21 protein-coding genes are annotated in these 22,778 nt (G+C 65.7%); 14 read left to right on the plus strand and 7 right to left on the minus strand.

Annotated elements, in window-relative coordinates:
- Nucleotides 1-22 precede the first annotated feature (22 nt).
- On the minus strand, nucleotides 23-1,573 hold the full coding sequence (tssC, locus tag JYG32_RS24245) for a type VI secretion system contractile sheath large subunit (protein ID WP_213267237.1): 1,551 nt from the start codon (nucleotides 1,571-1,573) through the stop codon (nucleotides 23-25).
- Between the two features lie 73 nt (nucleotides 1,574-1,646).
- Nucleotides 1,647-2,159 carry a type VI secretion system contractile sheath small subunit gene (gene tssB / locus JYG32_RS24250; RefSeq protein ID WP_174378911.1) on the minus strand — a complete coding sequence of 171 codons (513 nt, stop codon included), beginning with the start codon at nucleotides 2,157-2,159 and terminating at the stop codon, nucleotides 1,647-1,649.
- 572 nt (nucleotides 2,160-2,731) lie between these two features.
- On the opposite strand from tssB, the gene tssK reads away from it, so the two are divergent.
- From tssK to tssE, 6 genes are all read left to right on the plus strand, one after another.
- Nucleotides 2,732-4,081, plus strand: a complete 1,350-nt coding sequence (gene tssK, locus JYG32_RS24255; protein WP_213267238.1) for a type VI secretion system baseplate subunit TssK — start codon at nucleotides 2,732-2,734, stop codon at nucleotides 4,079-4,081.
- Nucleotides 4,081-4,836 carry a DotU family type IV/VI secretion system protein gene (locus JYG32_RS24260; protein WP_213267239.1) on the plus strand — a complete coding sequence of 252 codons (756 nt, stop codon included), beginning with the start codon at nucleotides 4,081-4,083 and terminating at the stop codon, nucleotides 4,834-4,836. Before tssK ends, JYG32_RS24260 begins: the two co-directional genes overlap by 1 nt.
- A complete protein-coding gene (locus JYG32_RS24265) occupies nucleotides 4,833-6,596 on the plus strand; it encodes an OmpA family protein (protein ID WP_249744862.1) in 1,764 nt (587 codons plus the stop codon). Before JYG32_RS24260 ends, JYG32_RS24265 begins: the two co-directional genes overlap by 4 nt.
- 94 nt (nucleotides 6,597-6,690) lie before the next feature.
- Nucleotides 6,691-7,176, plus strand: coding sequence for an Hcp family type VI secretion system effector (locus tag JYG32_RS24270; protein ID WP_006479553.1), 486 nt, complete (start codon nucleotides 6,691-6,693; stop codon nucleotides 7,174-7,176).
- A 147-nt stretch (nucleotides 7,177-7,323) separates the two neighbouring features.
- A complete protein-coding gene (tssH, locus tag JYG32_RS24275) occupies nucleotides 7,324-10,038 on the plus strand; it encodes a type VI secretion system ATPase TssH (RefSeq protein WP_213267241.1) in 2,715 nt (904 codons plus the stop codon).
- On the plus strand, nucleotides 10,035-10,457 hold the full coding sequence (gene tssE, locus JYG32_RS24280) for a type VI secretion system baseplate subunit TssE (RefSeq protein WP_213267242.1): 423 nt from the start codon (nucleotides 10,035-10,037) through the stop codon (nucleotides 10,455-10,457). Before tssH ends, tssE begins: the two co-directional genes overlap by 4 nt.
- 10 nt (nucleotides 10,458-10,467) lie before the next feature.
- Here tssE and JYG32_RS24285 read toward each other — a convergent pair whose 3' ends face one another.
- Nucleotides 10,468-11,253 carry an NAD(P)H-dependent oxidoreductase gene (locus tag JYG32_RS24285; RefSeq protein ID WP_213267243.1) on the minus strand — a complete coding sequence of 262 codons (786 nt, stop codon included), beginning with the start codon at nucleotides 11,251-11,253 and terminating at the stop codon, nucleotides 10,468-10,470.
- An 86-nt stretch (nucleotides 11,254-11,339) separates the two neighbouring features.
- Here JYG32_RS24285 and JYG32_RS24290 point away from each other — a divergent pair, with 86 nt between their 5' ends.
- Complete coding sequence (locus JYG32_RS24290; RefSeq protein ID WP_213267244.1) at nucleotides 11,340-12,233, plus strand: LysR family transcriptional regulator; 894 nt, start codon at nucleotides 11,340-11,342, stop codon at nucleotides 12,231-12,233.
- A gap of 213 nt (nucleotides 12,234-12,446) precedes the next feature.
- Complete coding sequence (locus JYG32_RS24295; RefSeq protein ID WP_124446315.1) at nucleotides 12,447-12,851, plus strand: DUF2471 family protein; 405 nt, start codon at nucleotides 12,447-12,449, stop codon at nucleotides 12,849-12,851.
- A gap of 187 nt (nucleotides 12,852-13,038) precedes the next feature.
- On the opposite strand, the gene JYG32_RS24300 is transcribed toward JYG32_RS24295, so the two are convergent.
- The gene (locus JYG32_RS24300) at nucleotides 13,039-15,072 is read right to left on the minus strand and encodes an NADPH-dependent 2,4-dienoyl-CoA reductase (protein WP_213267245.1); all 2,034 of its coding nucleotides are present in this window, start codon (nucleotides 15,070-15,072) and stop codon (nucleotides 13,039-13,041) included.
- Between the two features lie 75 nt (nucleotides 15,073-15,147).
- Here JYG32_RS24300 and JYG32_RS24305 point away from each other — a divergent pair, with 75 nt between their 5' ends.
- The 3 genes from JYG32_RS24305 (at nucleotide 15,148) to JYG32_RS24315 (ending at nucleotide 17,568) form a co-directional block, all read left to right on the plus strand.
- Nucleotides 15,148-16,257, plus strand: a complete 1,110-nt coding sequence (locus tag JYG32_RS24305) for an AraC family transcriptional regulator (protein ID WP_213267246.1) — start codon at nucleotides 15,148-15,150, stop codon at nucleotides 16,255-16,257.
- Between the two features lie 166 nt (nucleotides 16,258-16,423).
- Nucleotides 16,424-16,969 (plus strand): hypothetical protein, encoded by a 546-nt coding sequence (locus tag JYG32_RS24310; protein ID WP_249744863.1) that lies wholly within the window; start codon nucleotides 16,424-16,426, stop codon nucleotides 16,967-16,969.
- A complete protein-coding gene (locus JYG32_RS24315) occupies nucleotides 16,927-17,568 on the plus strand; it encodes a hypothetical protein (RefSeq protein ID WP_249744864.1) in 642 nt (213 codons plus the stop codon). The genes JYG32_RS24310 and JYG32_RS24315 overlap by 43 nt, the downstream gene beginning before the upstream one ends.
- A gap of 100 nt (nucleotides 17,569-17,668) precedes the next feature.
- On the opposite strand, the gene JYG32_RS24320 is transcribed toward JYG32_RS24315, so the two are convergent.
- The 3 genes from JYG32_RS24320 to JYG32_RS24330 all read right to left on the minus strand — a co-directional run bounded on the left by JYG32_RS24320 (nucleotide 17,669) and on the right by JYG32_RS24330 (nucleotide 20,040).
- On the minus strand, nucleotides 17,669-18,148 hold the full coding sequence (locus JYG32_RS24320; protein ID WP_213267248.1) for an aconitase X swivel domain-containing protein: 480 nt from the start codon (nucleotides 18,146-18,148) through the stop codon (nucleotides 17,669-17,671).
- Entirely contained in the window at nucleotides 18,141-19,388 is a 1,248-nt protein-coding gene (locus JYG32_RS24325; protein ID WP_213267249.1) for an aconitase X, read from the minus strand. The genes JYG32_RS24320 and JYG32_RS24325 overlap by 8 nt, the downstream gene beginning before the upstream one ends.
- Before the next feature lie 223 nt (nucleotides 19,389-19,611).
- Nucleotides 19,612-20,040 carry a MarR family winged helix-turn-helix transcriptional regulator gene (locus JYG32_RS24330; protein WP_174378896.1) on the minus strand — a complete coding sequence of 143 codons (429 nt, stop codon included), beginning with the start codon at nucleotides 20,038-20,040 and terminating at the stop codon, nucleotides 19,612-19,614.
- A 112-nt stretch (nucleotides 20,041-20,152) separates the two neighbouring features.
- On the opposite strand from JYG32_RS24330, the gene JYG32_RS24335 reads away from it, so the two are divergent.
- From JYG32_RS24335 to JYG32_RS24345, 3 genes are all read left to right on the plus strand, one after another.
- Nucleotides 20,153-21,073, plus strand: a complete 921-nt coding sequence (locus tag JYG32_RS24335; protein ID WP_213267250.1) for a LysR family transcriptional regulator — start codon at nucleotides 20,153-20,155, stop codon at nucleotides 21,071-21,073.
- A gap of 107 nt (nucleotides 21,074-21,180) precedes the next feature.
- A complete protein-coding gene (locus JYG32_RS24340) occupies nucleotides 21,181-21,612 on the plus strand; it encodes a MarR family winged helix-turn-helix transcriptional regulator (RefSeq protein ID WP_174378894.1) in 432 nt (143 codons plus the stop codon).
- A 64-nt stretch (nucleotides 21,613-21,676) separates the two neighbouring features.
- A complete protein-coding gene (locus tag JYG32_RS24345; protein ID WP_213267251.1) occupies nucleotides 21,677-22,771 on the plus strand; it encodes an HlyD family secretion protein in 1,095 nt (364 codons plus the stop codon).
- The last annotated feature ends 7 nt before the right edge of the window (nucleotides 22,772-22,778 follow it).

The raw sequence follows: 22,778 nt of genomic DNA on the forward strand, positions 1-22,778 counted from the left end.
CGGCTCGCACACAAACGTCAGATCAGTTCTTGGCCTTCGGCATTTGCGACACGAGCGACAGCCCGATATCCATCCCTTCGACCTGGAAGTGCGGCACGATGAACAGCTTGATCCGGAAGAAGCCCGGGTTGTCGTCGATATCCTCGACCGTCACCTTCGCGTCGCGCAGCGGGTGCGATGCCTGAAGCTCGTCGCCCGGATCCTTCATCTCGGTCACGAGCCCCTTGATCCAGCCGTTCAGTTCGAGTTCGAGCAGACGGCGATCCTTGGTCGTACCGATGTTTTCGCGCTGGATCAGCTTCAGGTAGTGCGCGATGCGCGACAGAAGGAAGATGTACGGCAGCCGCGCGTTGATGCGGCTGTTCGCCGTGGCTTCCTTGGTCTCGTACAGCGCAGGCTTCTGCGTCGAGCTCGCGGAGAAGAAGCACGCAAAGTCGTGATTCTTGTAGAACGACAGCGGGATGAAGCCGAGATTCGCAAACTCGAATTCGCGCGTTTCCGGGATCAGCACCTCGGTCGGAATCTTCGGCTGGTAGCCGGTGCCGAGGTCATACAGGTGGACCGGCAGGTCCTCGACCTTGCCGCCCGCCTGCGGCCCGCGAATCTGCACGCACCAGCCATTGCTGACGAAGCTGCGCACCATGTTCGCCGCGAACGCAAACGACGCGTTCATCCACAGGTACTTGTTGTGATCGGGGCCCTTGACGGCTTCCTCGTAGTTGAACGCCCGCACCGGCGCCGTATCCTTGCCGTAGGGCAGACGGCCGAGCACGCGCGGCATCGTGAGGCCGACATAACGCGCGTCGTCGGTATCGCGGAAGCTCTTCCACTTGATGTATTCGGCGCGATCGAAGTAGTTGCCGATGTCCTGGATCGCCGCCACTTCCTCCATCGACTGCTTGCCGAAGAACGCCGGCCCGACCGAGCCGATGAACGGCATGTGCGCGGCAGCGGCGACCTTCGAGATGTTCCGCAGCAGCGCGACATCCATCGGCGAATTGGCAAACTCGAAGTCGCTGATCATCGCGCTGATCGGCTGGCCGCCCGGCGTGTCGTATTCCTCGATGTACGTCAGGCGATACAGGCCGCTCTGGATCAGTTCAGGCGTGTCCTCGAAGTCGCGCTGCAGCGCATCCTTCGACACGTCCAGCACCTCGATTCGCGCGTTCTTGCGGAAATCGGTACGGCTCACGAGCATCTTCAGGCCACGCCAGCGCGCTTCGAGCGCCTGGAATTCCGGTGCATGCATCACCGCGTCGAGCTGGCGGCCGATCTGCCGGTCGATCTGGCCGATATGGAAGTCGAGCAGCGACTTGTCCAGCCGGTCGACCGGCTGGCTCGCCTTCGCGACGAGTTCAAGGAACGCCCCCATCCCGCGTGCGATCCGCTCGTCGGCCGATGCCTCGGACAGCATGTCGTTGTCGCGGAACGCCTCGAGCGGGCGCGCTTCGTTGACGGGCTTCAGGTTGATCTTGCTGCACAGCGATGCATAGACGCTATCGATATCCCCATGCGGGGCGTCCAGCACGACGGTCTCGGTTGCACCGGCCTGCTGCGTTTCAGTGGGTTTCATCTCGGGTCCTGTCTGCGATCGAATCGCTACGATGTTGCGGAATGCGCTGAACGCGCGCTTTGCCCGGCGGCGCTCACGCATGCCCTTCCGGCTGCGTCGCGGCGGTCGCGATCTGCGCGAGTTCGCCACGGAGCTTCGCGGACAGGCGGTCGTCCTTCAGCACCTTCTCGAACTCGCGGCGGAACGTGCCGTTGTCGAGCAGGTTCGATTTCAGGTCGCGCAGCAGATTGCGCATCGCGAGCAGCGCCTGAAGCTCGGGAATCTGGCGCGCCACCTGCTCGGGCTCGAAATCCTTGATCGACCGGAACGACAGGTTGACGGGCAACTCCGAACCATCGCCGGCCAGCGTGTTGTCCGCAGCGATCCTGAGATCCGGCGCGTAATCGGCCAGCACGGCATCGAAGTTGTTCTTGTCGATGTTCACCTTCTTCCGCTCGGCCAGCGGCGCCTGCTCGCGGCCGGCGCTGAAGTCGCCCGCCACCAGCAGCTTCAGCGGCAATTCGACTTTCTTCTTCGCTCCACCCGTATGCAGATCGAGGGTGATCGACACCCGGCTCTTCGGGATCTCTCGCTGAAAGCTATCCAATTCGTTCTCCTTATCTAAGGAAGCTTGAAGACTCCGCGATGTGCACCCGCAACCGCTGGCGCGCTGTCGTTCACGTCACCTGCTCAACCCCTCAACACGTATTGACGGACGACCGATCCGGATATTCGCGGCATGACATCCGATTCAGGCGGCAAAAAATATCACGCACCCTCACATGAAGTAAACCATCAAAATTGAAAACCGATCACCAACCACAAATCAAGTTTCACAATTAATACCAGTACGAATACATAAAATCCGACCCCTATTTACCGGATCGAGGCCAGACCATATACAAAACCAATCCCAAATAACGCATCACACCACCCAAACAACTGATTTTTATGAATAAAAACCGATCTGCAAGATCGGACAAATCCCAATAAATCGACGCACCACAAATCCATCCACCGGGAAGTCCACCCGATCACTAAATCTCAAAATCAACCCCTTTCTTATCTCGATATAAATGACACATTCGTCAACGATTCACCCAATTCCGGGGTATACGAAATCGGAAAACGATGGTTAGAATCGGCGCCTCATAATTCCTAATCGATATAGACCACACCATGCGGATCGAAAAGCCGCTCTGGCATGAAGGGCTGATTCTTACGCAGCAGCATTTCCAGCAGCAGGACCGCTGGAACGGGTTCGCGCTGCAACAGTTGGCGTCGGCGATCGCCGTATCGCCTTGGGGAACGCTGAACGTCGACGTCGACGAAGAAGCGCTGGCCTCCGGCCGCCTGAAGCTCACGCGGCTGCAGCTACGCTTCCCGGACGGAACGCCGGTCGACACGACCGTCGCCGATGCACTGCCACCCGCTCGCGACCTCGTCGGCGAAATTCCTGCCGATGCCCAGACCGTCGATGTGCTCGCCGCACTCGCGCTGCCCGATGCGAACGGCAGCAACTGCCGGTTCGACGAAACGGCGCTGGCCCGCCCGCGTCGCACGTACCGCGAATTCGTCAAGGTGACGGACCTGAACGGAACGGCGGAAACCGAAATCGCCGCCGAGCGCCATGCGGTCCGGTTGCTGTACGGATACGAATCGCACGCGGACGATACGGCATGCGCAATCGCCCGCCTGACACGCACGACGAGCGGTCAGTTCCAGATCGATCGCGGATATGTGCCGCCCTGTCTGTCGCTGTCGGGTCATCCACTGCATATCGAGCGCATCCGGCGGCTTGCCGATATCCTCGCCGCCAAAAGCGCGCTCCTCGGCGCGCGCCGCAGTGAACGGATCGAGCAGGTAGCCGAATACGGCGTCGCCGACGTCCAGCTCTTCTGGCTCCTGCACTGCATTCATCAAGCGTGGCCGCAACTGCGCTTCCTCGCGTCGCATCCGGGGCAGCCCACTGATCGCCTGTACCAGGTACTCGCCCAGTTGGCAGGATCGTTGACCACGTTCTCGACGCGCGTGTCGCTGACCGACATCCCGCCCTACGATCATGCCGGTGCACATGACGTCTTCGCGACGCTCGAATCGCTGATCCGCGATCTGCTCGACGCGATCATCCCGTCGCGCGTCGTGTCGATCGGGCTTTCGCACACGACGCCGACAACCTGGGTCGGCCAGTTCCGTGATGAGCGCATCGTCGAAGGCGCGGCGGACTGGTACCTGTCCGTCAACGCCGCCCTGCCGGCATTCGAGCTCGTCGAACAGTTTTCGCGTCTGTGCAAGATCGGTGCGCCGGACGACGTCGAGCACATCGTCAATTCCGCGGTGGCCGGCATTCCGCTCAAGGCCGTGCAGCGCGTGCCCGGCGCCATTCCGGTCCGGCTGGACAACCACTACTTCGCGCTCGATGCGCATGACGCCGCGCATGCGCGGATGCTCGCCGCACGCGCTTGCCAGATCTACCTGCCCGCGTCGATTCCGGACGCGTCGATCGAACTCTATGCGGTGCTGCGCTGATGAATGCCATCGTCTCCACTCGTCACGAATCCGCGCTGCTGGCGCGGGAGCCATCATCCGACCGCTCGCCCCGGCCTTCGATGCGTGCGCAACTACGCGATACCGCGCTGCTCGTCACTCACCTGTCGAACGGTGGGCAGGTCGACAGCCAGGAGAACCTGCGTCAGCAGTGCGTCAGGCTCATCGCGCAGTTCGCGACGGCACTCGATGCGCAAGGGATCGCCGCCGACATCCGGGACGACGCCGTCCTCGCCCAGTGCGGGCTGATCGATGAAGCGGCATTGCGATACCTCCCCGCGTCGGACAAGGGGAACTGGGAGTCCCGACCGCTGCAGGTCGACCGATTCGGCACTCACGACGCGGGAACGCGCATCTACGAGCGCCTCGAGCACCGGATGCGCGAACCCGCGCCGAACGTCGACCTGCTCGAATGCTATGCGGCCGTGCTCGGCCTCGGATTTCGTGGCCGCTACGCCGCCCGTTCGAGCCTGTCGGCTGAAGCTCACGACGGCGAAGCGAAACGTCAGGCCGTGATCGCTGCGCTGGTCGCTCGGATCGATCAGTTGCGACCGGCCCCGCGGCCGGGGTTCGTCACCGACCGCTCGAACACGCGGCTGATCAACCGGCTCAGACGCCTGTCGCCGTGGGCGATCGCGGGAACGGCATGCGTGATCGCGATACTCGTGTGGGGCGCGTGGGATCGCATCCTCGACGCGGAACTGGCACAACTCGTCCAGAAAGCGAAGCGGCCGTGACGTCCGATACCGCTCTCCCGTCGGCGGCAACCCGTGCCGACTCCGATGCCGCGCGCGCGGCCCTGTCGGGCCTCGGCTACCCGCTGCGCACGGTCGTGATGATATCGGCCGCACTGGCGCTTGCCGTCATCGGATGGGTTTTGCCCATCGACCGCGGTGTCATGTGGGGATTGATTACGATCGTCGTTGCGCTTTCGGCGCTGATCGTCTGGTTGCATTCGCGCAGAATGACGCATGCCCGCGAACAAAACGTGCACGTGATCGCGCAACTCGGCGCGGCGACCGCCGACCTGCCCGTCGCGTTGCGCATCAGGATGCCGCTCGCCCTCGTCACCGGGGACGGCCTGCCCGCGTTGTTCGATCGCGACGCAACCCGGTCGCGTTTCGTCCACGTCGGCGACGGTGCAATCTGGTTGCGGGCCGATCGCCCCCAGGATCTTCCCCGCCTTGCCGTCGCCGTCCGCCAGTGGCGGGACGGTCATGCGCCCGATTGCGTCGTGTTGTCGGTCGCGCCGGGACTTCATGCGAACGACGACCTGCTGTCGCAAACGCTACGCGTCATCCGGCAGGCAGTTGCAGACACGTCGCGCATGCTTGGCGCGTCGCTGCCGGGCTACGTCGCGATCTATCAGCGACTCTCCGATACAGTCGCTTCAGCGGGGCCGGCGGCCCAGTGGTATGGCGTATCGGCAGGCTCACCGATCGCGGACATGCACCGTTTCGACACCGCGATCGACGCGGCCGAATCCGATGCCCTCCATGCCGACGCAAGCCACGCAGTCGCGGCACGCGCCGCCGGGATCGGATCAATGATCGGATGGACTCGCCGTACCGTGTTCGACACGCTGACGGACCGACGCCAGCCCGCGTCGCCCTGGCCGTTGTTCGGCGCCGGCTGGATCGACCATGGCCCGGCGACGGGCCCCGGCAAGCCATGGGAACGCGAAGTCCGAGCGCGCACCGGTATCGCACCGGCCGCGCTACCTGCATCGCCTGCGCCGTGGCCGCTGCCGCAGCCGCTGATCGACGCGATGCCGCGCCGGTCGCGGCGATCACCGCGCGTCACCGCAGTCGCGCATGTCGTCGCGATCGTTGCTTGCGCGGCCACCGCCGCCATCTACAGCGCCGCGAAAAACAACGAAACGCTGATGACCCGAATCGGCGAACACATCGAGCGCTACCACCGCCTCCCCGCTACGCAAGACGCCGCGAAGCGCAAAGCGCTCAAATCCCTTTCGTCGGACCGCGACCAGCTCGACCGGTATGCCCGCGTCGGCGTTCCGCTCCGACTGTCGTTCGGCACGTATCGCGGCGCTCGACTGCTGCCGATGCTCGACGACGTGATCGCCTCCTACGAACCGCCCGCACCGCCGCCCGTCGTCGTCACGCTGGACAGCATGTCGCTGTTCGACAGCGGCAAGGCCCGGCTGAAGCCGGGCACCATGCGCGCGATGGTCGATGCACTCGAACTGATCAAGGCCCATCCCGGCAAGCGCGTGCTCGTCGCCGGCTATGCAGACGACCAGGGCCGCCCCGACCGCAACCTGAAGCTGTCGATCGACCGCGCGACCGCCGTGCGCGACTGGCTCGTCGATGCATCGGGCATGCCGACGACGCAATTCGCGATTCAGGGCTACGGCGATACGCGGCCGGTCGCGGACAACGCCACGCCCGAAGGACGGGCGAAGAATCGTCGAGTCGAAATCACGCTGGTGCCCGACATGCCGGCGCCGGCCGTGTCGATCGGCACCACGAGGTAATACGCGTTTGGGTTCCCGGGACATCCGTCCCGGGTTTGTCAGTGCCGGAATCCGGTTCCGGCGATTCGCAGTACGAAGAAGAAGGAGTGAACAAATGGCAATTCCGGCCTACATGTGGCTCAAGGACGACGGCGGTGCGGACATCAAGGGTTCGGTGACCGTCCAGGATCGCGAAGGCAGCGTCGAACTGGTCGCGTTCGATCACGGCGTGCACATCCCGACCGACGGCAATACGGGCAAGCTCACCGGCACGCGCGTGCACAAGCCGATCACGCTGACGAAGGAGACTGACGCGTCGACGCCGTACCTGTACAAGGCCGTGACGAGCGGTCAGACGCTCAAGTCGGTCGAGATCAAGTGGTACAAGATCGACGACGCGGGCAAGGAAAAGGAGTACTTCAACACGAAGCTCGACAACGTGAAGATCGTCGCCGTGAAGCCGAAGATGCTCGACATCAAGAATCCCGACTACGAGAAACACAACCATCTCGAAGACGTCGAACTGCGCTACGAGACGATCACGTGGTCGTACAAGGACGGCAACATTATCCACAAGGACACGTGGAACGAACGTTCCTGATGCGCTGATCGACTGGCGGAATCCGGTGCGTGCTCGCGCCGGATTCCGACGCATCGGCTGCCCGCCCGCTCGCTCGCAACCGGTTCCGCAGGTTCGCATAAGCATCGACGAATGCACGCCCTCCTCCCCTCCTGATCCGCTATCGACATGACGCCGCCTCTCCGGGACGCCTCCCATCTCATTCGCCGCCTCAATCCCCATTGCACGCGCGCGCTCGAAGCCGCCGCGAGCCTGTGCCAGACCCGGCTCGCGGACGAAATCGCGGTCGAGCACTGGGTGCTGAAACTGATCGAAACAGACGACGGCGACATCCCGGCGATCCTGCGCCACTACGATCTCGATATCGATGCGGTGTGGGATGCGTTGATCGACGTGATCGACCGCATGCCGCGCACGTTGCGCGGCATGCCGGCGCTGTCACGGCAGCTCGCTACGGTAATCGAGGATGCGTGGACGCATGCGGTTTCGGACGATTCCGACGGCACCATTCGTTCGGGCCATCTGCTGCAGGCGATCGTCGACGCGCCACACGTCCTGCGCACGCAACGTGCGTGGCCGCTGTTGTCGGTTTCGAGCGCGCAGATCCGGCGCGTGCTGCCCCGGATCGGTCGACGCTCATCCGAGAACGCGTCCGATGAAATGGCGTTGCAGCCGAAAACGTCGCCAACCGCCGATCAACCCGGCAATGCAGAGACGGAAGCCTCGATCGATCGTCACGCGCCACCGGCACCGTCTCGCGCCACCGCCGACAACGCCCTCGCGCGCTTCGCGCTCGACCTGACCGAAAAAGCCCGCCGTGGCGAAATCGACCCCGTCTTCGGCCGCGACCGGGAGATCCGGCAGATGATCGACGTGCTGGCACGCCGCCGCAAGAACAACCCGATCCTGGTCGGCGAGCCGGGCGTCGGCAAGACGGCGCTGGTCGAAGGGCTCGCGTTGCGCGTGATCGAAGGCAGTGTTCCGGAAACGATCCGCGACACGCGCATCCTGACGCTCGACCTCGGCCTGCTGCAGGCCGGAGCGGGTGTAAAGGGCGAATTCGAGCAACGACTGAAGAACGTGATCGACGAGGTGCGGACATCGGCGACCCCCATCCTGCTGTTCATCGACGAAGCGCATACGCTGATCGGCGCGGGCAACGCGGCGGGTGGCGCCGACGCGGCCAACCTGCTCAAGCCGGCGCTCGCGCGCGGCGAGTTACGCACGATCGCGGCAACCACATGGGCCGAGTACAAGGAATATTTCGAACGCGATGCCGCGCTCGAACGGCGCTTCCAGGTCATCAAGGTCGACGAACCTGACGACGACACGGCCTGCCTGATGCTGCGCGGGCTCGCAAGCCGCTATGCGAAGCATCACGACGTCCACATTCGCGACGAGGCGATCGTTGCGGCCGTGCGGCTGTCGCGCCGTTTCATTCCGGCCCGGCAACTACCGGACAAGGCCGTCGATCTGATCGACACGGCGGCCGCGCGCGTGCGCATGGCGCTCGACGTGCCGCCGGTCGAGCTGCAGCAGGCACGCGCGACGCTGATGGCACTCGAACTGGAACGCGCCGCGCTCGATGCGGATTCCCGTGCCGGGATCGGCGACGTCGCCGGGCGGCGCGCCACGATCGACACAGAACACGACGCTGTGCGCGACACCGCAGACACGCTGCGCGGCCAGTACACGCGAGAACGCGAACTCGTCGACGTCTTGCGCACCCTTCGCGGCGCGGCCAGCCCCGCGCCCGATCCGGCGGCCATTTCCAATGCCATCGATGCGCTGTCGACCGTTCAGGGCAAGTCGCCACTGATCGCCGCCGACGTTGATGCGCAATCGGTCGCGCGCGTCGTCGCCGAATGGACCGGTGTGCCGGTCGGCAATCTCGTCGACGACGAACTGCGAAGCCTGCTCACGCTCGAAGCGACGCTCGCTGCGCGCGTGGTTAGGCAGGACGATGCGATCGGTGCGCTGGCGGAGAGCCTGCGTACCGCCAAGGCCGGCCTGAAGAACGAGCACGCACCGCTCGGCGTGTTCCTGCTCACCGGGCCGTCCGGCGTCGGCAAGACCGAAACCGCGCTGGCACTCGCCGACCTGCTGTTCGGCGGCGAAGCCGCGCTGACGACCATCAACCTGTCCGAGTACCAGGAAGCGCATACGGTATCGCAACTCAAGGGCTCGCCGCCCGGCTACGTCGGTTACGGACGCGGCGGTGTCCTGACCGAAGCCGTGCGTCAGCGTCCGTACAGCGTCGTGCTGCTGGACGAAGTGGAGAAAGCGCATCGCGACGTGCTCGACATTTTCTATCAGGTGTTCGACCGCGGCACGATGCGCGACGGCGAGGGACGCGAGATCGATTTCCGCCATTGCGTGATCGTGATGACGTCCAATCTCGGCAGCGCGCAAATCGACGATGCGACGGCCGAGGATCCAGCGATCGCGCACGCAACGCTACATGAAGCCGTTCATCCCCAGTTGGTCTCGCACTTCCAGCCCGCACTGCTCGCACGCTTTCAGACACTCGTCTATCGGCCGCTCGACGCTGCTGCGCTCGCATCGATCGTGCGGATCAAGCTGGACAAGATCGCCGAACGCCTCCATCGGCAACACGCGGTGACACTGACATGCGCGGACGATCTGATCGAATCGATCGCGCGGCACTGCATGTCGCGCGAATCCGGCGCACGCAGTGTCGACGTTTTCCTGAACCAGCGCGTACTGCCGGTCGTGTCCCGCGAACTGCTTGAACGAATGGTATCGGGCATTACGCCAGGGCAGATACTGTTGTCGGCCACGGCCGAAGGATCGTTGACGATCGACTTCGTCGACGCGCCGGCAGCCGGCGATACCGGCACTACGCGATGGAACGACCGATGACCGCCGGCCCCTCGCTCTACGACATGCTGCTCGGCCAGATCGGCGGAGAACCGATCGGCGCTTACGACGATCGCACGCTCGAATGCCTGAGCGTACAGCAGAACGTGCGCCGCATTCTCAATACGCGGGCAGGCTCGCTCAAGCATCTACCCGACTACGGCCTTCCCGATCTCACGAACATCTACAAGGCATTACCCGCATCCGCACACTTGCTCAAGCAGCAGATGGAAGCGACGCTGCTGAAGTACGAGCCACGCATTCGCTCGATCGACGTCGGGATCGTCGACAACCGCGATCCCGGCATCCTGGTCAGCTTCGAGATGACGTGCCACCTGAAGAACGCCGGGCTCGTACGTTTCGGCACCTACTTCGAGCCGCCGGGCCGCCTGCGCATCGAGCGACGCATCGATCGGTCATGATCGCGCGCAATCAGTACTCGTGCGCCAGATGCGCCGCAAACCCCACCGTCCCGGACGCGATCTCCTCCTTCAGCGTCAACCCTGGGATCTCGTAATCGCCCGCGTTTTGCCGCCGGAACGGAATCGGCTGCGTGGTCCACAGATCGTCGAGACGCTTGCCGAGCGCCGCGCGCGTTGCTTCGAAGCGCTCATCGTTCATCCTTCCCGTCCGGTAGATCACGAACGGCGGCAGCACATCGAAACCCGGGTAATACAGAATCCCGTGCTGGATCGGGAACAGCACGTCGTCGATCGGCCCGTTGATGCCGCGCGGGCTGTAGTGCGACTCCCAGCCGCCGGTCGTCACGATCACCATCGCACGCTTGCCTGCCAGCGAGCCCTCGCCGTAACGGTCGCCCCAGTGCTTGTCGGAATGCTCGCCGACGCCGTATGCGAAACCGTACGCATACACACGCTCGACCCAGCCCTTCATGATCGCCGGCATCGAGAACCACCACAGCGGAAACTGCAGGATCACCGCGTCGGCCCACTTCAGCTTGTCCTGCTCGCGCGCGATATCGTCGCGTTGCGTGCCCGTCTCGAATGCATGCTTCGAGTCGAGCGCAGGATCGAAGCGCGCGTCGGGCGCGCGATCGGTCACGTCGCTCGCATCGAACGCCGCCTTCCAGTTCATCGCATACAGATCGGTCACCTGCACGGTGTGGCCGGCCGCCTCGAGATGTTCGACGGCAAAATCACGCAGCGCGCCGTTCAGCGAACGCGGTTCGGGATGGGCATAAACGATCAGCACATTCATGTTCGTCACTCCGTTGATTGAATGACTGCAGGATGCCGTCGCCAAAGGTATATTTGAAATGAATTCCTGATATTCCAGGTATAGCCATGAATAATCTCAGGCGACTCGATCTGAACCTGCTCGTCACGCTGGACGTGCTGCTCACCGAGCACAACGTCACGCGCGCGGCCGAGAAGCTGAACATGTCGCAGCCGTCGGTCAGCGTGCAGTTGCAGAAACTGCGCGACCTGTTCGGCGATCCGCTGCTGCTGCCGGGGCCGCGCGGGATGCGGCCTACCGCGCGCGCGGTAGCGCTGCGCGAGCCGCTGCGGGAAGCGCTCGATGCCGTCGAGCGCGCGGTGCTGACGGCCACGCCGTTCGACCCCGCTACCGCGACGAACGCGTGGCGCGTGGCCGCGACCGACTACACCGAATCGACGATCGTGTTGCCGGTGTTGCGCAAGCTGCGTTCGGCCGCGCCCGGCACGCGGCTCGCCGTGGTCGAACTCGTGCCGCCTCGGGTCGAACAGGCGTCGGAACGCGGCGACATCGATCTGGCATTCCACACGACGGAGGGTGCACCGGAAGGCATGCGGCGCCTGCCGCTGTTCGTCGAACGCTACGTGCTCGTCGGCCGCGCGGGGCACCCGAAGCTGAAACGACGGCCGACGCTCGCGCAGTTCTGCACGCTCGAGCACGTGATCGTGTCGCCCGACGGCGGCGGCTTCTTCGGCGTGACGGACCACGCGCTCGCGCAAGCAGGCGCCACGCGCCGTGTCGTGCTGTCGGTCCCGCATTTCCTGTTCGTGATGTCGGCCGTCGCCAGCACCGATCTCGTGGCAATGCTGCCCGAGCGGCTGGTGCGCGGCACGCCGGCGCTGCGGATCGTCGATGCGCCCGTCGACGTGCCCGGCTACGAAATATCGATGTTGTGGCACGAACGCGTGCATCGCGACCCGGCGCATCGGTGGCTGCGCGAAACCATCGCGGCATCGGTGTAAGCCGGACGCGGCCGACGAATTCGACGCGACAACGAGCGGGCAGCGCTCGCGTGCCGGCTTCCATCGGCTTCCCGACGTCCGCCGCTGTCCGCCGGCAAGATTCTTCATCCGGGACTTGAAACTGCCTCGAACACTGTATATATTTACAGTGCTTTTGCACCATTTGACCCGAATTCCGTCATCCACAGACGGACGGACTTTTGTGAGGCGACCATGTTCCAGTCATCCGCATTCGATCCCGAGCAACCCGGCTTCAATCCCGTCCACTTCGAGCGCGCCGCGCAGCGGGCGGTCGTCGATCTGCAGCGTGTCGTCGGCGGCCCCGCGCAGCGGGCGCTCGGCCTGCGGCGCCGCACCCATCCTGCCGCCGTCCGCACGATGAGCTGGCAGGCGCTGCTGAACGTCGAAGAGCTGGCCTTCTCGAATGCCGGCTTCCTGAACCGCAACGATCCGACCGTCGTCGACGCATTCATCCGGCTGCGCGACAGTCGGCTGGTCGCCGCGGACGTCGAGGAACCGGTTGACTGGCGCCGCGACGACGACGACCTGCCCGCCGTCTACCTGATCGTCAAGGCGATGCTCGAAGCGGAAGAGGAAGAACGGGCCGAAGCGGCCTGAGCCGCGCCGGCCGATCGCGGTCTGCCGGGATCGCGCCGCCGCGTTGCGTGGCGACGCGGTACGTGCTGCCGTTCACCGCCATCCTGCGCGCGCGAATCGGCGCATCGGATGGGAAACCACGGACCGTCGCACAAGCAGACCACCGCCATGCGGCGAACGTCGTAACGAACGCAGGAACGACCGCCCGTTACAGCCGCGCCGCGAGCCGCGCGCCCTGATCGATCGCGCGCTTCGCATCGAGTTCGGCGGCGAGTTCCGCGCCGCCGATCAGGTGCACCGAGCGCCCGGCCGCCTGCAGCGGCGCGAGCAGCGCGCGCTGCGGCTCCTGCCCCGTGCAGAGCACGATCGTGTCGGCTTCGATCAATTCATGATCGGTGCGCTGCTCGCCGTACGACACGTGCAGCCCGCGCGCATCGATCAGCTCGTAGTTCACGCCGCCGATCATCTTCACCTGCTTCATCTTCAGCGTCGCGCGGTGAATCCAGCCCGTCGTCTTGCCGAGCCCCTTGCCGAGCGGCGCGGCCTTGCGCTGCAGCAGCGTCACTTCACGCGCCGCCGGCGCCGCCTTCGCACGCGTCACGCCACCGCGCGTCGCAGCCGGGTCGGTCACACCCCACTCGGCCTTCCACTCGTCCAGATCGAGCGCCGGCGACTCGCCGTCCTGCACCAGATACTCGGCGACATCGAAGCCGATCCCGCCCGCGCCGACCACCGCGACGCGCCGGCCGACCGGCTGCTTGCCGGCGAGCACGTCGATATAGCTGAGCACGTTCGGCCCGTCCTGCCCGGGAATCTTCGGGTCGCGCGGCGCCACGCCGGTCGCGAGCACGATCTCGTCGTAGCCGCCCGCGATCAGGTCGCTCGCATCGACGCGGCGGTTCAGGTGCAGGTTCACGCCGGTCAGCTCGACCTGGCGGCCGAAGTAGCGCAACGCTTCATGAAACTCTTCCTTGCCCGGGACCTGCTTCGCCATGTTGAACTGGCCGCCGATCTCGGCCGCGCCGTCGAACAGGTCGACCTGATGGCCACGCTGCGCGAGCACGGTCGAGCATGCGAGCCCGGCCGGCCCCGCGCCGACCACCGCGATGCGCTTCGGCTGCTGCGCCGGCGTGTATTTCAGTTCCGTCTCGTGGCACGCGCGCGGATTCAGCAGGCACGACGCGATCTTGTTCTTGAACGCGTGATCGAGGCACGCCTGGTTGCAGCCGATACAGGTGTTGATCTCGTCGGCGCGGCCCTGCGCGGCCTTGACGACGAACTCGGCATCCGCGAGCAGCGGGCGCGCCATCGAAACCATGTCCGCGCAACCATCCGCGAGAATCTGCTCGGCCACCTCGGGCCGGTTGATCCGGTTGGTCGTCACGAGCGGAATGCCGACCTCGCCCTTCATCTTCTTCGTCACCCACGCGAACGCGCCGCGCGGCACCGATGTCGCGATCGTCGGTACACGCGCCTCGTGCCAGCCGATCCCCGTGTTGATGATCGTCGCGCCCGCGCGCTCGACGGCCTTCGCGAGCTGCACCGTTTCGCTCCAGTCGCTGCCGTCCGGAATCAGGTCGAGCATCGACAGCCGGTAGATCAGGATGAAATCGCGGCCGACCGCTTCGCGCGTGCGCTCGATGATCTCGATCGGCAAGCGGATGCGGTTCTCGTACGAACCGCCCCACTGGTCGGTGCGCTTGTTCGTATGCATCGAGATGAACTGGTTGATCAGGTAACCCTCGGAGCCCATGATCTCGACGCCGTCGTAGCCGGCTTCGCGCGCAAGCTTCGCGCAGCGGACGAACGCGCGAATCTGCCGTTCGACGCCGCCCGCGCTCAGTTCGTGCGGCGCGAACGGCGAGATCGGCGACTTGATCTTCGACGGCGCAACCGCGAACGGGTGGTAGCCGTAGCGGCCCGTATGCAGGATCTGCAGCGCGATCTTGCCGTCCTCCGCATGCACGGCGTCGGTGATCTCGCGATGCCGCCGCGCGGCGGCCGACGTCATCAGCGTGCCGCCGAACGGCTTGGTCCAGCCGGCCACGTTCGGCGCGAAGCCGCCCGTCACGATCAGGCCGACGCCGCCGCGTGCGCGTTCGGCGAAATATTCGGCGAGCCGCGGCAGCGTCTTGCGGCTGTCCTCGAGGCCCGTGTGCATCGAGCCCATCAGCACACGGTTCTTCAGCGTCGTGAAGCCGAGATCGAGCGGCGCGAGCAGGTGGGGAAAGGTTGTCGTCATGATGATCCTGCCGGTAAGCGATGCCTGCCATCGTAGGCGCGCGCCGCCTTGAACGTGAGGGGGCAAACAGCCATAATGCTTGTCATTTCCGGCCAAGATGACATGACTTCCCCACTCGCCAAGGACCGCCTCGGGCTGCGCCGGCCGACGATTCCGGTCGCCTATACGCGCCTGCTGCTGCAGGCGCTGGCCGCGCGCGGCGTCGACCTGGCCGCGGTGCGCGCCGGCACGGGCCTGCGCGATGCGGTGCTGGCCGAACCCGATGCACGCGTCGCGCCGTCGCAATGGGGGCGGCTCGTGCTCAATGCGATCGAAATCGGCGGCGATCCGGGCATCGGGCTCGCGTTCGGGCTGCTGCTGAAGCCGACCGTGCACGGCTTTCTCGGCTATGCGACGCTGACCGCGCGGGACATCCGCGAAGCGCTGTCCGTCACCCAACGCTACTTCCGGATGCGCAACCGCCAATATCGGCTGACCTATGCGGAAGACGAACGCGGCGCGACGCTCGAACTGCACGGCGTGCAGGCCAGCCCGGTGCTGCAGCATCACGTGATGTTCGAATTCGTGCTGACCGGGCTCGCGCAAAACATCTCGCAATGGTCCGGGCGCATGTCGCCGCCGATCGCACTGCAATTCGCGTGGCCGGAGCCCGCCTATTTCGCGCGCTATCACGACACGTTGCCGCCGGTCGAATTCGGTTGCGCGGCGAACGCGCTGTGGATTGCGCGCGACGTGCTCGACTGGCCGCTGCCGCTCGCCGACGAAGTCGCGCACCGGCAGGCGCTCGTGCAGGTCGAGCGCGAGTATGCGCAAGTGCGCCAGGAGGAAGGCGATCTGGTCGAGCGCGTGCGCGCGGAGCTGGCGAGAGCAACCGGCACCTATCCGGGGCCTGAAACGCTCGCCGATGCGCTGCTCGTGTCGACGCGCACGCTGCGGCGCCGGCTGGAGGAAGCCGGTTCGAGCTATCGGCACTTGCTCGACGAAGCGCGGTTTCGCGACGCGAAGCAGTTGCTCGCCGCGTCGGATCTCGACCTGAAAACGATCGCCGAGCGGCTGCAATTCACCGACCCGGCGAACTTCACGCGTGCGTTCCGGCGCTGGGCCGGGCAGACGCCAAGTGCTTATCGGGAAGCGGCGGCCGGGGTGATCGTGTCGGCGGCGACCAGAGCACCGGTGCGCGAATAACCCCGAGCCGTCGGCGGCATGGTGCGGCTGCGGCTACGCGCGGATTTCAGCGTCGCGCGCCGGGCAACCCGTCGCCCGGCAATACCGGACGGTCGGCCGAAAGCGTTGGCGTATGATGGGCGCCACATCAAAACGACGTCGCGCGAACCGGCGCCCGCTCCGCCCCATGTCCAATCGCACCACCCTGATCGAGGCCACGATCGACCGCGTCGATACCAACCTCGTCCGATTCAAGGCCGATGTCAGGAAGACCCCGCCATACCGTTTGACGATGCAGAACGTCTGCTATTTCGTCACGGCCAGCGACGTCGACGCGGAAGCGTTCAAGCTGATCGAGAAACTGAGGCCCGGCATGTCGGTGCGCGCCTGCACCTTCGCGCATCGCGGCCGTCGCCGGATCGCGTGGATCAGAAGCGGCAACCTTGCCATCGCGCCGTACGACGTGCTCGCGCAAAAGCGGCGGAACCTGTCGCTGCTCGCCTGGGCGTCGTGCCTGCTCGTGCTGAGCCTGGGTATCGCTGCCGCGGCACTTCATTCGGGTTGGGCGTTCGTGTCGGCACTGGCCACCGTCGTGGCCATCGTCAGTCTGACGGGCAGCCTGCTCGCCATCGGCGGCCTGTCCGACCTGATCTTCCAGCCGCAGCGACGCGAAGCCCAGGATAGCTGGTTATGCGAACCGTCCGGTTTCGACGTGGAGCGGAGCAGCCCATGACGAACCACGCCATGCAAACCACATCCGGCCGCGTAACGGCAATCGGCCAGCAATCGATCGAGACGAAGGTCTGGAGCAACAACCTGGGCTGGACCACGCAAAGCATCGAGGAAATCACGCTCCAGCTCGATTCGCTCGCGTCCCCGCTCGTATTCAGGACCAACCGGACGACACGCCTGTTCATCGCCGACGGCGATCGATTGAATGTCGCCTATGCCGACGGCCAGGATCGCCAGATCGTCTACGGCATCCGCAACATGACCGACGGCTCGGCTTATCTGCTGCGCCCCGCCAAAGTCGCCGGCGCCCGGACCGACCTCGTCGTCATGCTCGTTTGCGTGATCGCCGCGGCCGTGGTCAGCGGGATCGTATCCGTGGTGACGCTCAGCACGGAATCAATGTTCGACGTGTTTGCGCTGATCAGCGCGAGTGCAATCGGTTTGTGCGTGCTCAGTGCGTTCCTGCGCATCCTGTTCGGCGTGATCGTGTGGCCCGAAATCAGAAGACTGGCTCAGCCGGGCGGCAAACGCGAAATGAATGCGGCAACCCAAGCACTCTCGCTCACGCAGGAAGAAACCCGGCACGTGCGCTTCATCTGACCGCGCCACGCGCAGCCGCTGCGCGGGCGAACGAGGCTGCACGCCCCGGATCGCATCGCCGCGCTCACCGCCCGACTCGCCATCAGCGCGCGCCGCTCGTTCAGGTCAAACCGGATCCGCCCGAACGCGCATCGTCGCCCAGATAAATCCGCGCGCCGCCGTCCCCGTCGCCCGCGTCGATCCGCACCTCGCCCGTTGCGGCGACGATCGCGTCGTACACGTCGTCGGTCACGCACACCACCGGCACCGCGATCGCATACAGCTCGGCAGCCACGATCGCGCCGATCGAGATGATCAGGTCGCGCTCCTTCAGCACGATCCCGACCGGCCCCGTGCCGTTGCGCACGGCTTCCGCGAGCACGCTGCTGCTCGAACTCGAACCTTTCGCATGCGGCATCACCATCACCTTGCCGGCGAGACTCGCGCCGGCCTGCGGATGCCCGCGATCGACGATCTTGCCCGCGCCCGAATCGTAGCCGCCCCAGAAGCTGAGCGGCTTGTCGAGCACGAACGCGCTCGCGCATGCGCTGCCCAGCACGAGCGTGTCGCCAGTCAGACCCTTGCCCGTCGCTTCAGTCATCGAATCGCACCTTTCCTTCGTACGCCGACCGCACGCATTCGCGCATGCTGCCGTACGCGACCGTGACGCCGATGTTCGCGGGCGCATACGACGCCCATTTCCCCGAGTTGGTCATCACCAGCCCCGACAGTTGTTTCATCACCGGCGTGATGTACGTGCAGGTGTCGACGACGATCTGGATGCCGCGCGCGGCGAACTTGTCCGCGAGGCCGGCTTCGCCCAGCTCCCACAAAATGAACCGGCTCGTGTTCACGTAGAAATCGCAGGCCGGCTTGCCGTCGAACGCGTCGAGCAACGCGTCGAGCGTGCGGAATTCGGCCAGCGAGAAATGCGGCGTGCCGAGCGCCACCGCGACGAGTGCGTCGCCGGCCGCGCCATGGTTCAGCGTGCGGCGAATCTCGTCGAGGTCGGCCATCACGACATCGACCGTGCGTTGTGCCGCTTGCCCGTGCAATGCGGCGTCGAGCGTCGGCGCCTCGGGCGTCACGCCGACCGCATGGAACAGCGCGACGGCCCCGCTCGATGCGGCGGCCGCGCCGAGCGCCTTGAGTTCGTCTTCGGTGGTGTCCGCCGGCAGCCCGACGATCGCCGGCACGATCGCGCCCGCGATCTTGCCGACAGCCAAGCCGAGCGCGGCGAAATAGATATCGCGCGACGGCAGGCCGCTGAAGTCCGGCGCGTTGAACACGATCCGCGCGGCGCGGTTTGCTTCGACATGCAGCCCCGCATACGGCGCCCGCCCGGTGATCGCGGCGGCCAGATCGAGGAAATCGCCGTACCGGCTCGTGCGCGCGCCGAGCACCGAGTTCGCGAACACGATCGCATTCGATTCGGCCCACGCGATCTGCTCGCCTTTCGCGGGACGGTTCTTCAACTGATACGGCGCGCACGTGAAGCTCGACTCGCAGCCGAGTTGCAGATGCGCGTCCATCAGGCGCTGCGCATCGCGCTGGATCGTGCGGTCGCCGTGGTACAGCTCGGGATGGATCAGGTCGAGCGACCCGACGTTCAAGGTGGTCGGCACCGCGACCTTCGCGCCCGTGTCGACGAAATACTCGACGAAGTCGAGGCTGGTCTGGCCGTGATAAAGACAGCCGTCGATATGCGCGGACGTGATGTCGATCAGGTGCGGCGCGGACATCACTTCCGCCGTGCGCGCGACGATCCGCATCGCGCGCGCGACGCCGTCACCGAAATCCCCGCGCAACATCGCGTCGTCGCGGTCGCTCAACTGCAGCATCGGTTGCTCCTCGTGACTCGTGCCCGGCAGCGGCCGGCTCGTGAATTCTGTCAGAGGACTCTACAACTGGAAATAAAAACTGTCCAGATCGCCATCGATCCGGACAGATTAAAAACCAATTTTCGATCCTGGATGCCACGCCTTCGCGCTTCGAACGCCATCAAAGCGGCCGATGGCTCGAATTACGCTCCAGTTCGCCGCAACTCGCCAGCCACCTGCCCACCTAGCGTTTCGCGGTAAGACTGAACAGTTCATCCCGCAACGCCTTCGCGCGCCCCTGGCCGAACTGCGTCTCGAATTCCTCCTGCGCGGCCTGCCACGCGACCTTCGCTTGTGCGAACGTGCGCTCGCCGAGCTTCGTGAGGCTCAGCGCATGCGCGCGCGCATCGTGCTCGGACGCGGCCGTCGCGACAAAACCGTCGCGCTGCAGCGGCTTCAGCGCGCGCAGCAGCGTCGTGCGATCCATCACGAGCGACTCGGCGAGTTCGCTCATCAGCAGGCCGGGCCGATGCGTCAGGTTCGCCATGATCGAGAACTGCGCGGGCGTGACGCCGACCGGGGCCAGATGGCGTTCGTACAGTTGCGTGACGAAGCGCGCCGCCTGACGCAGCGCGAGGCAGTTGCACACTTGGGCAATCGGGATGTCGTTCATGCTCCGCAATTTATATGTGCATATGCATAAAGTCAATGTACACTCCGCCGTAACGAGGCCGGTGGCCGGCCGGGAGCATCCGGCGCCCCGCCGTCGCGTCAAGGAGACGGACATGGACTACATCGACAAGCTGCGGATCTTCCGGTCGGTGGTGGAGATGCGCAGCTTCACGCGCGCCGCCGACATGCACGGCCTCGCGCGGCCGGTCGTGTCGCGTGCGGTCGCGGATCTGGAGGCGCGCTTCGGCAGCCGGCTGCTGCACCGGACCACGCGCCAGGTGTCGCTGACCGAAACCGCCGAGCGCATCTACGAGCGCTGCGCGGCCGTGCTCGACGAGCTCGACGCGCTCGAAGTGGCAGCGCAGACGCAGACGCGCGAGCCCGAGGGCCTGCTGCGTCTCGTCGCGCACACGACGGCCGCGCTGAACCGGCTCGTACCGCTGATCGCCGGCTTCAAGCGCGCGCATCCGAAGGTGCGCCTCGATGTCACGCTGACCGAGCGCCCCGTCGATCTCGTCGGCGAAGGCTACGACATCGGCATCGTCGTGCCTTACATGCTGACGAGCGAAACGACCGTCGTGCGGCTGGTCGAGCGCATTCCGGTCGTGATCGTCGCGACGCCCGCGTATCTGAGCGCGCATTCGCGCCCCGAGACGCCGGCCGACCTGGCCGATCACCCGTTCGTGCCGCTGTCGCCGTCGCTGCGCCGGCCCGCGCTGTCGTTCCGCGTCGACGGCGATACGCTGACCGTGCCGTACCGCTTCGACATCTCGTCGAACAGCCCCGTCTTCAACCGCGAAATGGTGATGCACGACTTCGGCATCGGCGTCGTGCCGAGAACGCTCGTCGAAGCCGAACTCGCGTCGGGCGCGCTCGTGCAGTTGCTGGAGGGCGCCGATCTCGTCGACGCGTTCGTCGAGATCAAGCTCGCGTACGCGAACCGCGCGCTGCTGCCCGCGAAGGTGAAGGCGTTCATCGACTACACGGCCGCCTATTGCGACCGCGTCGGCCGGATCGTTCCGGCGGCGGCCTGATCCGGCGCGCGAACGCGCCGGCCTGACGCCGATTGGTACAGCCACGACACCAATCTGATCCTGCTCCGCCCCTCGCTTCGTGGCGCGCCGCACCCTAACATGTGCACATGCACAAGACTACGCTCACCGATGACGATTGCTTCGCGGTCCGGCAAGCCGCTCGCCGGATCTCGCAGTTCTACGAGCGTTACCTGTCGCGGGCGGGCGTCACGCCGTCGCAGTACAGCATTCTCGCGCTGCTGCGCGACCGGCCGCACCTGACGATGGCGGCGCTGTCGTCCGTGCTGGTGATCGAGCGCACCGCGCTGCTGCGCGCGCTCAAACCGCTCGTCGGCGCGGCGCTGGTGACGGGACGGATCGAGCCGCCGCACCGCCGCCAGACGTTCGCGCTGACCGCGCACGGCGAAACGAAGATCGCCGACGCGCACGTGCACTGGCTCGCCGCGCAGGAAGCGTTCGAGCGGCGGTTCGGGCCCACGCAGGCGGCCCGCCTGAGAGACGAGTTGTTCCGGATCACGCACAACCTCCCGGAACGCTAGCCCCTTCCCCGATCGATGCGATGTCGTCGATCGTTTCAATAAGTGCATATACATAGGTGAATCGATGGAAACGACCCAAGAAGCCGCTGCTTCCCGCGAGGCAGCCACAATCGACCGGCCCGCGAAGCAGCGACGCCGCGTGCCGTGGATGCGCATCGCGGTGATCGCCGTCGTCGTCGTGGTGGCCGCGGCCGTGCTCGACTGGCTGTTCGTGCTGCGCTTCCAGGAGAGCACCGACGATGCGTATGTCGGCGGCGACGTGACGGTGCTCGCGCCGAAGGTCAACGGCTTCGTCGACCGGATCCTCGTGACCGACAACCAGCGCGTGAAGGCCGGCGACGTGCTCGTGCAGCTCGATGCGCGCGACTTCGAAGCGAAGCTCGCGCAGGCCAGCGCCGAAGTCGACAGCGCACGCTCCGCCGTGGCCGAACTCGAAGCGAAGCAGCAACTGCAATTCGCGGTGATCGGCCAGCACGCGGCGGACAAGAACGCATCGTCGGCCGAGCTGACGCGCGCCGCATCCGACCGCGTGCGCTATCGCGAGCTGGTGAAATCCGACGCCGTGTCGAACCAGATCGTCGAACGCGCGGACGCCGATTATTCGAAGGCCGGTGCGGCCGTCGAACGCAGCGACGCCGCGCTGCTCGCCTCGAAGCGGCAGCTCGACGTGCTCGGCGCGCAGCTCGCCGATGCGCGCGCCCGCGTGAACACCGCGCTGGCCGCGCAGCGCGTTGCGGCGCTCAACGTCGAATACACGACGATCCGCGCGCCGGTCGACGGCTACGTCGGAAACCGCACGGGCCGCGTCGGCATGCTCGCGAACGTCGGCGTGCCGCTGCTGACGGTCGTGCCGGCTTCCGGGCTGTGGATCGACGCGAACTTCAAGGAAGACCAGCTGCGCAAGATGCGCGCGGGCGATCGCGTCGACGTGTCGCTCGATGCGTCGAGCACGCGCCTGCACGGCCGCGTCGACAGCGTCGCGCCCGCGACCGGCGCGACCTTCAGCGTGCTGCCGCCCGAGAATGCGACCGGCAACTTCACGAAGATCGTCCAGCGCGTGCCCGTGCGCGTGCATCTCGATCCGCAGCCGGGCCTCGAGCACGTGCTGCGCCCCGGCCTGTCCGCGGTCGTGACCGTGCATACCGACCACGCGAACTGAGCGGGAG

Source organism: Burkholderia pyrrocinia (assembly GCF_018417535.1).
Taxonomy (GTDB): Bacteria; Pseudomonadota; Gammaproteobacteria; order Burkholderiales; family Burkholderiaceae; genus Burkholderia; species Burkholderia pyrrocinia_E.

Bases quoted from the DNA above. Each gene is read 5' to 3' on its own strand.
- tssH (WP_213267241.1), top strand. From the start codon at position 7,324: ATGACGCCGCCTCTCCGGGACGCCTCCCATCTCATTCGCCGCCTCAAT.
- JYG32_RS24325 (WP_213267249.1), bottom strand. From the start codon at position 19,388: ATGCTGCAGTTGAGCGACCGCGACGACGCGATGTTGCGCGGGGATTTC.
- JYG32_RS24300 (WP_213267245.1), bottom strand. From the start codon at position 15,072: ATGACGACAACCTTTCCCCACCTGCTCGCGCCGCTCGATCTCGGCTTC.
- JYG32_RS24295 (WP_124446315.1), top strand. From the start codon at position 12,447: ATGTTCCAGTCATCCGCATTCGATCCCGAGCAACCCGGCTTCAATCCC.
- JYG32_RS24320 (WP_213267248.1), bottom strand. From the start codon at position 18,148: ATGACTGAAGCGACGGGCAAGGGTCTGACTGGCGACACGCTCGTGCTG.
- JYG32_RS24345 (WP_213267251.1), top strand. From the start codon at position 21,677: ATGGAAACGACCCAAGAAGCCGCTGCTTCCCGCGAGGCAGCCACAATC.
- JYG32_RS24335 (WP_213267250.1), top strand. From the start codon at position 20,153: ATGGACTACATCGACAAGCTGCGGATCTTCCGGTCGGTGGTGGAGATG.
- JYG32_RS24330 (WP_174378896.1), bottom strand. From the start codon at position 20,040: ATGAACGACATCCCGATTGCCCAAGTGTGCAACTGCCTCGCGCTGCGT.
- tssE (WP_213267242.1), top strand. From the start codon at position 10,035: ATGACCGCCGGCCCCTCGCTCTACGACATGCTGCTCGGCCAGATCGGC.
- tssK (WP_213267238.1), top strand. From the start codon at position 2,732: ATGCGGATCGAAAAGCCGCTCTGGCATGAAGGGCTGATTCTTACGCAG.
- JYG32_RS24290 (WP_213267244.1), top strand. From the start codon at position 11,340: ATGAATAATCTCAGGCGACTCGATCTGAACCTGCTCGTCACGCTGGAC.
- JYG32_RS24285 (WP_213267243.1), bottom strand. From the start codon at position 11,253: ATGAATGTGCTGATCGTTTATGCCCATCCCGAACCGCGTTCGCTGAAC.
- JYG32_RS24340 (WP_174378894.1), top strand. From the start codon at position 21,181: ATGCACAAGACTACGCTCACCGATGACGATTGCTTCGCGGTCCGGCAA.
- JYG32_RS24310 (WP_249744863.1), top strand. From the start codon at position 16,424: ATGTCCAATCGCACCACCCTGATCGAGGCCACGATCGACCGCGTCGAT.
- JYG32_RS24315 (WP_249744864.1), top strand. From the start codon at position 16,927: ATGCGAACCGTCCGGTTTCGACGTGGAGCGGAGCAGCCCATGACGAAC.
- JYG32_RS24260 (WP_213267239.1), top strand. From the start codon at position 4,081: ATGAATGCCATCGTCTCCACTCGTCACGAATCCGCGCTGCTGGCGCGG.
- JYG32_RS24270 (WP_006479553.1), top strand. From the start codon at position 6,691: ATGGCAATTCCGGCCTACATGTGGCTCAAGGACGACGGCGGTGCGGAC.
- JYG32_RS24305 (WP_213267246.1), top strand. From the start codon at position 15,148: ATGCTTGTCATTTCCGGCCAAGATGACATGACTTCCCCACTCGCCAAG.
- tssC (WP_213267237.1), bottom strand. From the start codon at position 1,573: ATGAAACCCACTGAAACGCAGCAGGCCGGTGCAACCGAGACCGTCGTG.